Source organism: Ohtaekwangia sp., assembly GCF_036568665.1.
GTDB lineage: Bacteria > Bacteroidota > Bacteroidia > Cytophagales > Cyclobacteriaceae > Ohtaekwangia.
This window is the reverse complement of record NZ_DATCSD010000232.1, coordinates 1-15,629: the sequence shown is the minus strand read 5'-3', so window position 1 is coordinate 15,629 and position 15,629 is coordinate 1. Positions and strand designations below refer to the sequence as shown.

11 protein-coding genes and 1 pseudogene are annotated in these 15,629 nt (G+C 45.1%); 3 read left to right on the top strand and 9 right to left on the bottom strand.

Annotated elements, in window-relative coordinates; genetic code table 11:
• The 6 genes and pseudogenes from VIN08_RS12950 to VIN08_RS12925 all read right to left on the bottom strand — a co-directional run.
• Positions 1 to 1,370: pseudogene (locus VIN08_RS12950) on the bottom strand (helix-hairpin-helix domain-containing protein); the annotation flags it as partial.
• On the bottom strand, positions 1,367 to 2,185 hold the full coding sequence (locus tag VIN08_RS12945) for a hypothetical protein (protein WP_331965578.1): 819 nt from the start codon (positions 2,183 to 2,185) through the stop codon (positions 1,367 to 1,369). The pseudogene VIN08_RS12950 and the gene VIN08_RS12945, both read right to left, overlap by 4 nt.
• A gap of 672 nt (positions 2,186 to 2,857) precedes the next feature.
• The gene (locus VIN08_RS12940; RefSeq protein WP_331965576.1) at positions 2,858 to 3,235 is read right to left on the bottom strand and encodes a hypothetical protein; all 378 of its coding nucleotides are present in this window, start codon (positions 3,233 to 3,235) and stop codon (positions 2,858 to 2,860) included.
• Positions 3,213 to 4,457, bottom strand: a complete 1,245-nt coding sequence (locus tag VIN08_RS12935; RefSeq protein ID WP_331965573.1) for a sterol desaturase family protein — start codon at positions 4,455 to 4,457, stop codon at positions 3,213 to 3,215. The genes VIN08_RS12940 and VIN08_RS12935 overlap by 23 nt, the downstream gene beginning before the upstream one ends.
• 109 nt (positions 4,458 to 4,566) lie before the next feature.
• A complete protein-coding gene (locus VIN08_RS12930; RefSeq protein ID WP_331965570.1) occupies positions 4,567 to 5,004 on the bottom strand; it encodes a hypothetical protein in 438 nt (145 codons plus the stop codon).
• Positions 5,005 to 5,321: 317 nt separating this feature from the next.
• Complete coding sequence (locus VIN08_RS12925; RefSeq protein ID WP_331965567.1) at positions 5,322 to 5,738, bottom strand: helix-turn-helix domain-containing protein; 417 nt, start codon at positions 5,736 to 5,738, stop codon at positions 5,322 to 5,324.
• 132 nt (positions 5,739 to 5,870) lie between these two features.
• On the opposite strand from VIN08_RS12925, the gene VIN08_RS12920 reads away from it, so the two are divergent.
• Positions 5,871 to 6,881, top strand: a complete 1,011-nt coding sequence (locus VIN08_RS12920) for an NAD(P)-dependent alcohol dehydrogenase (protein WP_331965565.1) — start codon at positions 5,871 to 5,873, stop codon at positions 6,879 to 6,881.
• A gap of 291 nt (positions 6,882 to 7,172) precedes the next feature.
• On the opposite strand, the gene VIN08_RS12915 is transcribed toward VIN08_RS12920, so the two are convergent.
• On the bottom strand, positions 7,173 to 8,912 hold the full coding sequence (locus VIN08_RS12915) for an ABC transporter ATP-binding protein (RefSeq protein ID WP_331965563.1): 1,740 nt from the start codon (positions 8,910 to 8,912) through the stop codon (positions 7,173 to 7,175).
• A gap of 93 nt (positions 8,913 to 9,005) precedes the next feature.
• Here VIN08_RS12915 and VIN08_RS12910 point away from each other — a divergent pair, with 93 nt between their 5' ends.
• Positions 9,006 to 9,863, top strand: a complete 858-nt coding sequence (locus tag VIN08_RS12910) for an AraC family transcriptional regulator (RefSeq protein WP_331965560.1) — start codon at positions 9,006 to 9,008, stop codon at positions 9,861 to 9,863.
• Positions 9,864 to 9,924: 61 nt separating this feature from the next.
• A complete protein-coding gene (locus VIN08_RS12905; protein WP_331965558.1) occupies positions 9,925 to 10,797 on the top strand; it encodes a hypothetical protein in 873 nt (290 codons plus the stop codon).
• A gap of 337 nt (positions 10,798 to 11,134) precedes the next feature.
• Here VIN08_RS12905 and VIN08_RS12900 read toward each other — a convergent pair whose 3' ends face one another.
• Together VIN08_RS12900 and VIN08_RS12895 are read right to left on the bottom strand one after the other, a co-directional pair.
• Positions 11,135 to 12,391, bottom strand: coding sequence for a response regulator (locus VIN08_RS12900; RefSeq protein WP_331965555.1), 1,257 nt, complete (start codon positions 12,389 to 12,391; stop codon positions 11,135 to 11,137).
• A 28-nt stretch (positions 12,392 to 12,419) separates the two neighbouring features.
• On the bottom strand, positions 12,420 to 15,629 hold a 3,210-nt coding region (locus VIN08_RS12895; protein ID WP_331965552.1), incomplete at its 5' end, for a response regulator.

Here is a 15,629-nt window from a genome sequence, read left to right as displayed (position 1 = left end):
TGCGTGGTACTGCTTTCCGCGAAAGCGTTCGAGTAAAAAGAGGTAAACGACCTGCTATAATTTCTGTGTAGCAAGGCCACATCAAGATGTTTGGTGAGGCTGCCCAATATACCGGCTATATAAGCATGACCATGTTGAAGAGTTTCGGCCGCTTCACTGAAGAATGTTACATTCTGCCAGGTGTAGTTCAGGTATATACCGGCCTGCTCGCTGGTGTTTCCCTGAAAGGCAAATTGATTATAGTGCGTGGCATTCTTCTGCACAGGATGATCCAGCATCGTGCGACTATACATGATGCCCGCATCCAGTTTGTTGTTCTTGTATTGTAATACTCCGGCAGCGCGTTGCTCTCCGCTTTGCATACGATGCGCCAGTTCTTTTTGATTACGATGAAGACCGGTAGTGGGTAAGGATGTGATGATCGAAATATCTTCGAGGCCATCTCCGGCTATAGCAGCATCGCGTTTTACATTGGAGTAAAAAACAGAAGCATATATATTCCGAGTAAGCATAACCGTTGTTGCTACGCCCCGAAGATTCCCGGCCTCCGCAAAAGAAGTATAGGGTAAATGGCCAATGTTGCTTCTGCGGGTTGTCGTTATGGTTTCGCCACCTTTGCCCATACCAAATATACCTCCGATCATTAATCCCTGGCCAAACTGACTTTGAAAATCTCCGATCACGAGATTCTTTAGTCGTCCTTTATTTTGCACCTGTGCATGAAACGATATATAGTCAAATCCAAATTGTTTGTTGTTTGGATTCCAGACGATCTGTTCACCGGCATCTTTCTCGGCTGAAAAACCAAAGCTAAAATCTCCCGGGCGACTACAGCGAAAGCGTACATTAAGCTTGTCTGGCGATCCCTTGAATTTAGAATCTTCCAATGTTTCTCCTTTATATCCTTCTGAACGTTGCAGCACGCGCTCATAACGCGCTATAAAATAATTATCCGATTCTTCCCGTATACGCGAGAGCATGGAAGCATGAAGACGGGTAGCCGGATCGTTAACCGTTACGAAAGGCATTAACCTGTAAAGAAAAGGAACATCAAAACCCGGTATAGCTTGCAGTTCATATACTGAAAGCAGATTTCCCGCAGTAGTGCGATAATCGAGTAAGCTCCTGATCTGCCCTTCTGAAAGTATTTTGATAAAGCGCAGTTCTTCTTCTGTCGCGCGATTGAGATCGAGTGGTCGTGCCAGAAGCTGGGCAAGATTTTCGTACAGCTCTTCGTAGTTCAGGTCGGCATCCTGAATACCATATAGGTCATCCGCAATTCGCTGGAGATCGATATTCTGTCGGGGATATTCCTGCGCCCATATATACCATGACGGCCACAGCAGGAGAACGGTAAGTATATATTTCATGCGCGCTTCCCGTTCAGTCGATATGATACTGTAGCCTGATGGCTCGCTCCCAGATCAGTGGCGTGCATAAAGGCATAGTCCAGTATAAATTTACCGGGCTTGAAACCAATACCTATATACCCGGCACCGGGATTTACATTCACGCCTGTGCGGAAAGTGATTTTCTTATACGGTTGGTATTCCAGACCTGCTTTTACTGCAGCGCTATATTCGAGGTCTTTTTGAATTTCGGTGGTGATCAGTAATTTTTCGGAAGGCGTGAACGCTATGCCAGCGATTAAAGTAGTAGGAAGCCGTTCACCGTCATCCGTTAACTTCGGCTGGTTAATGTTGATGATGTGCGCCCCGATTGAAAAGACAGGAGTAAGTTTTGCAATTCCACCTGCACTGAGGCTTGCTATACCTTTACGGCCATAACCTTCTGCATTATACTGAATATAGTTTGCTTTTATACCCAGCGATGCCAGGCCAAACGTGCTGCTATAGCCGGCTGTAAGAATCTGTTCATTATACAGATTATCGCCAAAACGAAATATACCGGCACCGGCAACACCGTAGGAGAGAGGAACAGCCATCACAGCTGCCATACTATTAAACGCAGTGATACCCGGACGAGCCTGATACGTAAATGCGGCCGTTGCATTTTTTACAGCGGACAGACCTCCGATATTATTGAACAACGACCATTCATCAGTCAGACATGCCGAAGTATATCCCAGCCCTTCAGCACGGGCTCCCATTAATGTAGACGAACTTTGTGCAGCTAGTGTATACACGGCAAATACCAGGTATACCAGGAGTATAAAATTTCTCACAACGGTTTAAGTATAGTTAACGCCTAAAAGTACAGCGTCAAAACAATTACCTGCAACAAATTTGCTAAAGATATTATGGTGTGATATATACTTATGGATATATACCTATGATTGAATGATTTTAGGATATCAGAATATCGATAGACTTAATTATCAAAAGTTATCAAAAATTAAAGCTGTAACATTTTTATTTTTATCGATAACGTATTTACAGGGACTATATATTTATCGCGATGTATACTTTTGGTTGTATCTAATCAAGTACGAATACAAAATATTTAAAATATATGGTTCCGTTGCTATACAATGCTATTTTTGAGAAACTATGTTTAGTACCGAATACCAAATCAAAGCTGCAATCGCGGTATACTTAATTGTTTTTATAAACAGTATTTTGATTGTTATCTCTGCGAAGCGACTCTCCCTGGAGGATCGGATTATCCGATTGATAATAACCATACTATTGCCGATCATCGGACCTCTGATAGTGACGGCAGAATCTTTTATACAGACGATTCTTCTGTTAAGAAAAAAGGGAACCAGCAACACCTCTCATTCCCCGAGAATATTGTAGCTCGGGGTATATCACCGAAATATATACTCTTCAACGAAGAACGTTAACCCCTGAACCTTTAACAGGGAACCTTGAACAATAAACTTTGAGCCGGAGATTTACTCTACGCCAATCTCCTTTGCCAGCCCCATTGCATTAAAGCGTATAGCGAGGCGTTTTGCATTGTCGGTTGGCGTGGTGCACTGCGGAGAAGCCTGCAGGTAATAGTAATAGAATTTCTGATTGCGCTTATATAGTTCGTTTCGGTCGGGCTTGCCGAATACTTCTACGATCTCCATTTCGCTGAGCCCGAGGAAATTTGATTTCTGATTGAGCAGTATATCCATAGACGCTGCCCGGGTGCCGGAGCATCCATTCTTGTCGGCCTGCCAGGCACTGCGGTCAATGTCTTTTAGTTCAGGCAACGGCTTGCCACACGACATGCATATAGCTATACTTAGCAGGATAATACTACTATACCAATTGGATTTTTTCATGTTTTTGAAGGGTATAAAACCATCCTGCTGAAACAACAAAATATACAGCGCCTGCACCATATAGCCAGGCGGGCCAGTTCAGCAGATATGTAGCTGCCACCAGGAGAGCAGGGTAGAGGATGATGCGCAGCCATTCGGCCCACCGTACCCACGTCTTTCCTTCGAACAACACTCCGCAATTTACAACCACAACCGAGATGAGTATAGTAATGAAGAGATTTTCTGTTGTAGTGAACCGATCGGTGCCGTCCGGATTTTTCTGGCTGAACAGAAACAGGGCAGTACCCGTCAGGCAGAGTATATATTGAAAGAGCACATACAGGTTGAGCGATAGCCCGGCCGTTGTTTCGTATTTCCGGTACGTGGCTTTGTCAACAGCAGGAGCCGGCCGGTAGCCACCCAGGTATTCGGGCAACCATCCGGGTTTTTTAAAGAGATAGCGGAGGCGGTCGCTCCAGCGTGGTATGCGTTTCAGGTCGTTGCCCATTTCAGCATAGTGGCTCACGTTGGCGTATGCGGCATTCCAACTGTTTATCGGTTTGGTAATGCCATAGGTTGGTTTCTCTTCTTCCGCCTGGAAAGTACCAAACATACGGTCCCAGATAATAAGCGAGCCCGCGTGATTCTTATCTATATACTTCGGGTCTCTGCCATGATGTACACGATGATGCGAAGGTGTATTAAAGATATACTCAAACCAGCCCATCTTGCCGATCGTTTCGGTGTGGATCCAGAACTGGTAGAGTGTATTCAGTGCAGAGATCAAAGCAAAATCAAGCGTACGAAAACCGAAGAACGCTATGGGTAAACTGAAGGCGAATGTCCAGACAACCTGCAACGAACTTTGCCGCAGCGCCACCGATAAATTATACTCTTCGCTTTGGTGATGCACCACATGACCACCCCAGAAGAGGTTTACTTCATGACTCATACGATGTGCCCAGTAATAGGCCAGGTCTACCAGCAGAAACAGCACGAGCCAATAGAGCCAAGTGCGTTCGAGTGTAAGAAATGCAAAATGCTCGAAAAGGAATTGATAGGCTCCAATAGCAAATATCTTCAGGAACAAACCGGATAATTGCTGGGTAATGCCGCAGCTCAGGTTGGCAATGGTATCGGGCAGGGTATATAATTTTTTATGGGTGAATCGCTCAACGAGCAGCTCTATACCGATCAGGATAAAGAAGATCGGAATGGACAGTACAATCGGATTTACATTCATGGCAGGTCTGGTTGTGATGAATGAGAAGAACCTCAGGATACTCCTTTCTATAAAAACAAAAAGCGATAGTATTCAGTTACCATCGCTCTTCTGATCGTAAAGGTTAAGATCAGTTGCCGCTGAAAAGATTTTTCTGTGTGTCTTCCACTTTGTTTTCTACGGCTTCTTTTACCTCTGCTGCTTTTTCTTCGATAGCGTTAGCAACCGTTGTTGCCTTTTCTACTACTGCTTCTTTAATCTCAGCAGCTTTTTCAACAGCAGCTTTCGAAAGATCGGTAGCTTTCTTCGCTACAGTTTTCCTGATAGCTTTTGCCTTGGTGGCTACTTTGCTGGCAAAAGATTTTTTAGCAGCCTTTTTAGGAGCAGCTTTTTTAGCAGTTTTCTTAACGGCTTTTTTAGCGGCCTTAACTACTTTCTTTGCAGATTTCTTAGCCGACTTTGCTGCTTTTTTAGGGGCTTTCTTAGCCGCCTTCGCTGCCTTCTTGGCAACTTTTTTAGCTGCCTTTTTCGCAGCTTTCTTAGAAGTTTTCTTTGCTTTTTTTGCCATAGCGGTGAAATGTTTTTATTACTTACCGAAAAGTTAATTAATATTCTTTTTACTTGTAAACGAATATATAGATTTTATTCAAATATATCGTTCAGTGTATCACATCGTGTAGCCGGATGACAAGCGATCATCGCCAGAAGGTAATCGATATACCTCGTATATAGCCCCCCTATAGCAAGCAGTTTGTATAGTCTCCTACGGTTATTCTATAGCACCGTAACACGGTATAACAACCGCATATCGCATAAAAATTACCGCTCACAGTGCTGCATAAAGTGTACTAGTAACGATGGTAATTTCAGGGCAGGTACCTGCTGCTATGCCTGCAGTGCCGGTGTAACCTGCGGTTTAACCCGCGCTCCTATAGCAATACAGGGTTCATGTTTTTCTACTTCCATTGCCGGAATGTGAAGGCGCTCCATTTCTTTGGCTGCCCAGTCGCTGAGCAGTTTAATGAACGGCAACAGTTCGCGTCCGCTGTCCGTCAGTTCATATTCAACACGGGGTGGAAGTTCGATATACTCATGGCGAACAATCAGTCCATCATCTTCCAGTTCCCGTAAAGTCTGCGTCAGCATTTTAGGAGTGATACCCGTAACCGCTTTGCGCAGCTGGCCATAGCGTTGAATGCCATAGCTCAGGTGCCAGATAATGCGCCCCTTGTGTTTGCCACCAATGCGTTGAAAGCCATAGTCAACTGAACATTGAGGAACCATTGCTTTTTTCTTTTGCATACAGTAAAAATTATTTCATCCTGATTCTCATTAATAGTATCCTTTTGGTGTGCAGGATACCAAAAAGTGCATACTTGAAACACGCCTACCCACCCCGTTAGTTTGTCTGCATGATACATAAACACAATTTTTATGAAGACGATTCAATTGAGCAACTTCGGTCTCGATAACCTGAAACTTGTAAACACCGAAAAGCCGCAGCCCGGTGCGCACGATGTGCTGGTAAAAATAGCGGCAGCATCGTTTAACTACCTCGATCTGATGATGATCAAAGGACAGTATAATCCGAAACTTACCTTTCCGTATATACCTTGTTCGGATGCCGCAGGCGTTGTAGAAAGTATAGGCACTGCTGTAACGCGCTGGAAGAAAGGCGATCGTGTTACAACACACTTCATTCAGGAGTGGATCACCGGAAGCAAAAGTATACCTATATTTCAAAGTCGCACCGGACTGGAGAAGCCCGGTGTGTTGAGCGAGTATATTTCTGTTTCGGAGGAAGCCCTGATCGCTACACCCGCTAATCTTTCTTCTGCGGAAGCATCTACCTTGCCGATTGCCGGGCTCACAGCATGGACGGGCCTGATCGATTATGCGAATCTCAAACCGGGGCAAACCATTCTTACACAAGGCACCGGTGGTGTATCGATCTTCGCACTGCAAATAGCCAAGGCGATGGGTGTAAAGGTGATCGCTCTCTCCAGTACTGCCGATAAACTCGCGCGATTAAAAGCATTGGGTGCTGATGAGGTGATCAACTATAAAGATACTCCTGCATGGCATAAGGAAGCGCTTCGGTTAACGAACGGAAAAGGTGTAGATGCTATACTCGATGTAGTAGGAACTGACAGTCTTACGAAGTCGGTATACGCTGTGAAGGCCGATGGATTTGTAGGACTCGTAGGAAATCTCTCGGGAGCCGTGGTGCCCTTCAATATATATGACACCGTTCCGAACAATGCCACGCTGCGAGGCATTTCTGTAGGCAGTCGCGAAAGCTTTGAGGCCTTTGCCCGCGCGATTGAACTCACATCGCTCAAACCCGTGATCGATCGCATCTTTCCCTTCGATGCAACCCCCGAAGCCTATCGCTACATGGAAGGCAATAACTTCTTCGGCAAGATCGTGATCAGCCTAAACTAACCCCGAACCTTAAACCTGGAACCTTGAACATCGAACAAGGAACATCGATCAACGAATGATGAAGCATAAAATCTGGAAGACGGAAAGTCCGAAAGCATTACAGTGGTGTCAGTTGTTCCCAACTGACACATGGGAAAAGGAAAACGATCCTTTTAAGTAAGAAGAGAACATCCTTGAACGAATAACGATGACGGTTAACTATTAACGAAGGAGCCTGTAACAAAAAACAACGGTAACATTGTACCTGTCGATTGAACAAGCGTACAGCGCTACCGTTGTGCAAGGGTAAATTTAGATGCGTGCCTGGTAAGTATATAGATCGAAGTATCTTCCTTTCCTGGCGATCAACTCCTCGTGACTGCCGCGTTCGGCAATCTGTCCGCCTTCGATAACGAGGATCTGATCGGCCTGGCGAATGGTGCTCAAACGGTGCGCAATCACAAACGTAGTGCGTCCTTTCATGAGGTGCCGCAAGCTGTCCTGTATATAAGACTCTGATTCAGTATCTAAGTTGGAAGTCGCTTCATCGAGTATAAGTATGCGCGGATCGGCCAGGATAGCGCGTGCTATAGCAATGCGTTGTCGCTGTCCACCGGAAAGTTTTACACCGCGTTCACCGATCACCGTATCCAGTCCTTGCTCAAAGCGATCGGTAAATTCGTGAACGTGCGCTGCATGGACTGCGCGATCGAGTTCTTCGGCCGTAGCGTTCGGGCGAGGGAAGAGTATATTTTCGCGGATCGTCCCTTCAAAGAGAAAATCATCCTGCAACACAACCCCTAACTGACTTCGATAACTGCTTAGTGAAACGGTGCCGAGATCAATTCCATCTACTGTGATCAACCCATTATCCGGATTGAGAAATGTAGCCGCGAGACCGGCAATGGTTGTTTTACCCGAACCGGAGGTTCCCACCAGTGCTGTAACGCTACCGCTGGGGGCCGTAAAGCTGATGTTCTTCAGAATGGTTTTTCCTTCTTCGTACGAGAACGAAACATTGTTGAAAGCAATATCTCCTTTTATATAGCTAATGGTTTTTACACGCGTAGAGCCGTCATCTTCCGGTTCCATGTTCATGATCTCTTCGGTGCGGTCGAGACCCGCGAAAGCTTCGGTTAACTGGCTGCCGATGTTACTCATCTGCACGATAGGAGCGATCATAAACCCGAGATATAGGGTAAACGAAAGAAAGTCTCCGGGGCTCATGCTGCCCTGTATGTTCAGGTAGCCGCCTATACCCATAATACCAACACTGGCCAAGCCTAGCAGAAAAGTAGCTGAACTGGTAACCAGACTTGTGGTGGTAAGACTTTGTTTTACATTGAGGAAAAGTTTCTCCACCCCGGCTTCAAAGGATTTGATCTCCTGTGGTTCGGCATTAAAGCCTTTGATAACACGAACGCCATTGAGTGTTTCCGTTAACCGGCCGGTAACCTCTGCGTTGAGTTTACCACGCTCACGAAAAATAGGGCGTATCTTGTTGAAAGCTTTGAGTGATATAAATCCGAAGACAGCAACAGGTACTAGTACATAGAGTGTCATCAGCGGACTGATACGGATCAGTAATACAAGGCAGATAACAGCGCTTAACAAACCACCTACTAACTGTACCAGACCAGTACCCACCAGGTTGCGTACACCTTCTACATCCGTCATGATGCGCGATACCAGCGCCCCGGATTTATTGTTATCGAAGAAACGAACCGGGAGCCGCAGAATTTGTTTTTGTACGCGTACCCGTAACACCGATATGAGATGCTGCGCTTCTACACTCAATAATTTGGTAAGCAAAAAAGATGTTACTGCCTGGATGATGATGGAAATAATTACTCCTCCGAGGAGGCTGTAGAGCATAGAAATATTTTTCTTGGCGATCACTTCATCTACCAGGTATTTACTGGCCCAGGGCAACGCAAGCCCCGATACGCGACTGATAACGATGAGCAGCAAACCAACACCGAGGAGTTTTCTACGCGGCCAAACAATGGTTTTAAAAACGTGCGTTATAGTAATTTTAGACTTGGCGGCCATGGTCGATTATAGATTTTGGTGGTATATAAAGAACAAGACGTGCAGTGTATCCATTTTATTCTTCATAAATAAAAATAGCTGTAATTTTCGGATATGATCATTCGCTTTTCATCGGAAAGCATTCCTACAACTGTATTAAAAGCAGGAGAGGTGGCGTTTGCCCGCTACAAACATGAAACTACAGCGCACACCAAAACGGTTTTGCTCCAGGAGAACTCGCTGATCTTTGTATTGGACGGACACAAGAAATTGTACTTCAATGATTTCTCCACACTCGTAGAGCCGGGCAAGATACTCTTTATGAAACGCGGCCTCTATGTGATGTCTGAATTTCTGGAAGATGTAAACTACGAAGCACTGATCATCTTCTGCACCGATGCGTTCCTGAAAGAATTTTCACTCGAACATTTATCAGCACCGGCAGATATACATCCGGTGCAACTGACGCACCTGGTTATACCTACCAACAAGTTGCTGGATAGTTTTAAAGATCAATACCTGAGTTACTTTGATCAGTCGCTCGTCCACCTGAATGATATTCTTCAATTAAAGCTGAAAGAATTATTTCTGCTGTTGATATCGGGCGGGCATGGCGAACAGGTTACACGGTGGATCCAGGGTATAGCGTATCGCCAACCGGTAAGCCTGGAATATGTAATACGGCAACATTTATTTCAGCCGCTTACGCTTGGCGAACTGGCGGAGCTATCGGGCAGGAGCCTGGCTTCGTTCAAGCGCGACTTTCAAAATCTCTATGGTATATCTCCCAAGAAGTGGATCAACACACAACGGCTGGCCCATGCGCAAATGCTGCTGCGCAATACTAATCAATCAGTATCAGAAATAGCAGCTGTGTGTGGCTTTGATAATATACCCTACTTCATCCGCGTTTTCAAAAATGAATTTGGTATAACACCTTCCGTGGTGCGAGCCAAAAGTGCAATAGTTTGAGCTTTGTGTATTAACCCCTTCCCTGGCAGCGCGGCTACCTTTGGAAAAAATTAAAACACACATGAAAAATTATTGTATCGTAATGATGCTGTGGCTGCTGGGTATAGCAGCGTTTGCGCAGCCCGTTGTTATCACACAGAATCTCGATCACCCGGAGAGTATAGCCTGCGATGGAAAATTCTTTTACAGCACCATGGTGGGTAAAGCGCTTGCCCCGACTGCCAAAGATGGTGATGGTGCTATATGCAAACTCGATCTGGCAGGGAAAGTGATCGATCCGCATTTCAATAAAGAAGTTTTGAATGCTCCCAAAGGCACGGCTATCATCGGGAATATACTATATATAGCCGACATCGACCGGTTGGTGGGACTTGACCTCGCTACGGGAATAAAAGTGGATGAAATAGATTTCAACGGTCATGGGTCTATTTTTCTCAATGACATTGCTGTTAAAGGCGACTCGGTTGTTTTTGTGAGCGCTACGGATATAGGCAAGATATTTAAAGCTACCCTGTCAAAACCACATCGCATAGAAGCCCTGCCGTTGCCAAAGATACTCGGCCCCAACGGACTGGTGTACTACGCGAAAACCAATACCCTCTACGTTGCAGGTCTTGATCGCAGTGAGCAACCGGTGGGAGAGCTGGGTATAATAACCTTTGATGGCAATACCTGTCGCTATGAAACACTCACCGATGCACGGGGTGTATTTGATGGTATACAGATGATCGATGCCAACACATTGATCGTATCGGACTGGGTAGCTATAAAAACACTTCAATCGCGATTGCTCAAAATAAACCTCCGCGACAGAACCTATATTGAACTTTACAAGAACACCGATGCAGCCGATATATACTTTGATAAAAAGAAAAACCGCCTGGTATTGCCCGGACTCCGTGACGGAGAGATTTTGGAATACTCGCTGAAATAGATAAAAGCTGAAAGGCTAAAGTAGGTGCAGTGATGTCGGTTGTTTCCAACTGACACACAGAGAAAGGAAAGTAGTCTTCTTTCAAGTGTATACCTCTCCCGATAAAGCTTGTTTCCTTTTTCAGGTCAGTAAGGTGGAAACACCTTACTGACCTTTGACGATTAACGGTTAACTATTAACGAATAACGGAATTTGAATATTGAACAAGGAACACCGATCAAGGAATGTTGAAGTATAGATACAGATTTTGACCCTTGCGCTAATCTATACTCACGAATAACGATTAACGGGTAGCAAATATCGAATGTCGAAATGAAATACATACTGCTTTCTGCTTTCAGGCTTCACTCAACACAGGAGCTTCTGTGCTTTCCAATGGCAGCGATACAATAAACGTTGAGCCTTCGCCTGCTTTGCTAAGGACTGAGATATGACCTTTGTGGTGCTCTACAATTTTTTTGCAGAGAGCCAGTCCTATACCGGTGCCTTCCTGTTTGCTCTCGGTGTGGAGTCGCTTGAACATGCCGAATACTTCTTCTGCATATTTCTGGTCGAAGCCGAGGCCGTTATCTTTTACCAGTATACGGCAATAGGTATATTTATCGTGTGTGTGTTGCCCGTTGGATTGCAAGTCAGCACGAATGTCTATGACAGGTGCTATTTCCTTTTTGCAATACTTGAGCGCGTTGTTGATGAGGTTGTGAAATAACAAACGAATCAGCCCGGGGTTAACATGCAGCTGCGGAAGTTTATCGAACGACACCTGTGCTTTTTTTACTTTAATCTCTTCATCCAGTTCTACGAGTATATCTTTGATCGTCATGCTGATGTCGGTCGGAGTAAATACATCGGTGTCGTCTGATATCTTGGAGAACGTGAGTATATCGCGGATCAGCGCCTGCATGTGCTCGGCTGATTTCTGAATACGCTCGAAGTCTGCTTTGCCGCCATCATCGAGTGTATCTTTATACTTCATAAAGAGTTTGTTGGCAAAGAGCCTGATCTTGCGCAGAGGTTCCTGCAGATCGTGCGAGGCCATAAACGCAAAGCGATCAAGTTCTTTGTTTACCGACTGCAGCCGCTCGATGTTGATGAGTAACTCCTGGTTCAGTGTCTTTACTTTTTCTTCTGAAGCAATCCGTTCCTTTACTTCGTTCTCCAGGCTTTTGTTGATCGCGATAAGTTTTTGCTCCTGTATTTTCAGCGTATGTGTTTTCTGGTATAGATCTACCAGCACCGCTACTTTCGCGCGCAGCACATCCGGATTTATAGGTTTAAATATATAGTCTACCGCACCGGCCTGGTAGCCTTTATACATATTCTCATCACCGAAATTATTCGCGGTAATAAAAATGATAGGAATATGTTTGAGCCTGTCGCGTTCATAGATGAGCGATGCCGTTTCAAAACCATTCAGGTTCGGCATCTTTACATCCATCAGGATCATGGCAAAGTCAAACTCATTGAGAAGTATCTTCAATGCTTCTCTGCCCGAACGGGCTTTTACAAAATGATAACCGTTGGGTTCCAGGATCGTTTCTATCGACAGCAGGTTATCCTCACGGTCATCCACTAGCAAAATCTTCGGTTGCATGCAGAAAAATTTGGTTCAACTTACAGGATCATTTGCAGAACCACAGGCGCATGAGCGAAAGTAACTGATCGACCTTTACCGGTTTGGTAATATAGTCGGATGCACCCGCTTCTATGCATTTTTGTCGGTCGCCTTTCATAGCCTTTGCTGTTACCGCTATAATAGGCAAAGAACTGTTCTTATGTTCGCGTCTGATCTTTTGTGTTGTTTCATATCCATCCATTTCCGGCATCATAATATCCATCAGCACCATTTCGATCTTCGGATTTTCATTCAGTATCTGAATAGCATCTTTGCCACTCTCTGCTGTGATCACGTTAATGTTATAGCGTTCAAATACTGTGGTGAGTGCAAAGAGATTTCGTACGTCATCATCTACTACCAGTATATTTTTGCCGCTCAGTATATCTTCTTTGCTGCGAATGTTCTCGACAATGCGTCTTTTCTCGCGCGACAGATCTTTATGGTTGATGTGCAAATGCGCGATGGTTTCTTCGAGCAGTTGCTCGATCGAGTTCGCACTCTTCGGTATCACGCTGTTTGAGTTGAGATTCAACTGGTTCATTTCAATTTTGTTGAAGTCGCGTGCCGAGTATACAATTACCGGTGTAAGCTTCTTCTTTAGTTGACTCACGGTATGTACCAGTTCAGGACCCGATATATCGGGCAATGTATAGTCAAGTATAATACAGTCGGGCTCTTCGGTCTTGATCACGTTAACAGCTTCGGCTCCTGTAGTAGCGATGGTAACCAGCAGGTTGTTGTCCTGTATAATTTTTGCGATCTGCGATGAATCGATCTCGTTATCTTCCACTACCAGTATCCGTTTGGCTTCTCGCTTATCGTAGGATACTATATCGGTGATCAGTTCATCGAGCGATGTGTTGTTCAATGGTTTCAGCAGGAAGCTGCGCGCACCGCGTTTGAGTGCGAGTGTTTTGTTTTCCTCACCGGATATAACATGTATAGGTATATGGCGATAGTTCAGATCACTGCGCAGCAGGTCGAGCACTTTCCATCCGCTTGTATCCGGAAGTTTTACGTCCAGTGTAATCGCTATAGGAGAGAAGCGGTTAATAAAATCAAACACTTCGAGGTAATTTGTGGCAACCACAGCTTTTAGTCCGGCTTCATGCGCTTTGTCGATAATGATTTTTCCAAAGCGATAATCATCTTCCACGATCAATACTACTTTATCAGAAGGTTGAATGTGCGTGCGATCATCACCGGTTTCATTGATCATTTCATTGACGATTTCCATACCGCGCGGTTCCACACCTTCTTTCGTAACACGCAAGGTGCTGAGCAGTGTGTCGATGTTGCCATTGTTATCGGTCAGTTGTAATTGCTCGATAACTTTTATATTCTTCGAAGTTTCGCGTGGTGCTATGCTGGATAAACTGTCGGTGGGCAGGAACAGGGTAAATGTACTTCCTCTTCCGGGAGCACTGTCGAGTTCGATAGTACCGCCTAACAATTCGGCAAGACCACGACTGATCGACAAGCCTAATCCGGTTCCTCCATACTTGCGACTGGTTGAACCTTCTGCCTGCTGGAAGGCTTCGAAGATAATCATCTGTTTCTCCTGTGGTATACCGATACCGGTATCGCTGATGGAGAAGGCTATTACGCGCTTCGCACGATCGAGGTTCTGATTGCCCGGTTTCCAGTTGTGTGGTGCTTCGTATATCTTCAGACTTACTTCTCCTTTCTCGGTAAATTTGAATGCGTTGGAGAGGAGATTCTTCAAGATCTGGTTGAGGCGTTGTATATCCGTTTCCATAGCGGATGGGAGTGATGTCTCCATCTCGATACGGAACTTGAGGCTGCGTGCTTCGGATATAGGTTTGAAAGTTGTTTCTACAAATGACGCGATCTCGGCCAGCGGTACGGAAGATATATTGGTGGATATAAATCCCGATTCGATCTTCGAGAGGTCAAGTATATCATTGATCAATTGTATCAGGTCGTCACCACACGAGTGGATCGTTTTTGCGTAGCGTATCTGCTTTTCATTCAGGTTACCTTCTGCATTTTCATAAAGTTGTTGTGCGAGAATAAGCAAGCTGTTGAGTGGCGTACGCAACTCGTGCGACATATTGGCAAGGAACTCGGATTTATACTTCGAGGTAAGCGTAAGCTGCTCGGCTTTTTCTTCCAGCGAGCGTCTTGCTTCTTCTACTTCCTTGTTCTTGGCTTCTACTTCTTCTTTTTGTTTTACCAGCAGCAGCGCTTTATCCTGCAACTCATCATTCGTTCTGCGCAATTCTCCCTGCTGGGTCTTCAACTCACTCGCCAGCGATTGTGACTGTGTGAGCAGCTCTTCGGTACGTGTGTTGGCTTCGATGGTATTCAATACTATACCTATACTTTCCGTTACCTGTTCGAGGAAGTCAAGGTGTGTTTCGTTGAATACTTCGAGCGAGGCAAGTTCTATTACGGCTTTCACATCGTTCTCGAACAACACCGGCAGAATGATAAGGTTGGAAGGTTTTGCTTTCCCTAAACCTGAATTGATCTTGATATACCCCTGCGGTACATTGGTAAGTAATATTCTTTCTTTCTCGAATGCGCACTGTCCAACAAGGCCTTCGCCTATAGCAAATTCAGTCGGTATATTTTTATCTTCTTTATAGGCATAAGCCGAGAAGAGTTTCAGTTTTACGTTGGCTGTTTCTTCATCCTGCTTCAATATATAGAAGGCACCGAAGTGTGCATTTACCACCTGCGCTAATTCGGAGAGAATACGTTTTGATACCGTATCAAGATCGCGTTGTCCCTGCAACATCTGGGTAAACTTCGCGAGGTTCGATTTGAGCCAGTCCTGATCCTGGTTACGTTGTGTTGTTTCGCGCAGGTTGGTGATCATCTGGTTGATCGTATCTTTCAACGCTTCCAATTCACCTTTCGCATCCACGCGTATAGTTCGCGTCAAGTCACCTTTTGTTACGGCCGAGGCCACTTCTGATATAGAGCGCACCTGTGTAGTAAGATTCGCTGCGAGCTGGTTTACGTTCTCTGTTAAATCTTTCCATGTACCCGATGCACCCGGTACACTTGCCTGACCACCGAGTCGTCCTTCCACACCTACCTCGCGTGCCACGGTTGTTACCTGGTCGGCAAACACGGCCAATGTATCAATCATTTCATTGATCGTATCTGTTAACTGCGCTAACTCTCCCAATGCGTTGATGGATAACTTTTGTTTCAAATTACCTTTCGCCACAGAGGTCACAAC

Excerpts from the sequence above, each read along its gene's own strand:
- VIN08_RS12940 (WP_331965576.1), bottom strand. The coding sequence starts at position 3,235 with ATGAAAAAATCCAATTGGTATAGTAGTATTATCCTGCTAAGTATAGCT.
- VIN08_RS12935 (WP_331965573.1), bottom strand. The coding sequence starts at position 4,457 with ATGAATGTAAATCCGATTGTACTGTCCATTCCGATCTTCTTTATCCTG.
- VIN08_RS12930 (WP_331965570.1), bottom strand. The coding sequence starts at position 5,004 with ATGGCAAAAAAAGCAAAGAAAACTTCTAAGAAAGCTGCGAAAAAGGCA.
- VIN08_RS12925 (WP_331965567.1), bottom strand. The coding sequence starts at position 5,738 with ATGCAAAAGAAAAAAGCAATGGTTCCTCAATGTTCAGTTGACTATGGC.
- VIN08_RS12920 (WP_331965565.1), top strand. The coding sequence starts at position 5,871 with ATGAAGACGATTCAATTGAGCAACTTCGGTCTCGATAACCTGAAACTT.
- VIN08_RS12915 (WP_331965563.1), bottom strand. The coding sequence starts at position 8,912 with ATGGCCGCCAAGTCTAAAATTACTATAACGCACGTTTTTAAAACCATT.
- VIN08_RS12910 (WP_331965560.1), top strand. The coding sequence starts at position 9,006 with ATGATCATTCGCTTTTCATCGGAAAGCATTCCTACAACTGTATTAAAA.
- VIN08_RS12905 (WP_331965558.1), top strand. The coding sequence starts at position 9,925 with ATGAAAAATTATTGTATCGTAATGATGCTGTGGCTGCTGGGTATAGCA.
- VIN08_RS12900 (WP_331965555.1), bottom strand. The coding sequence starts at position 12,391 with ATGCAACCGAAGATTTTGCTAGTGGATGACCGTGAGGATAACCTGCTG.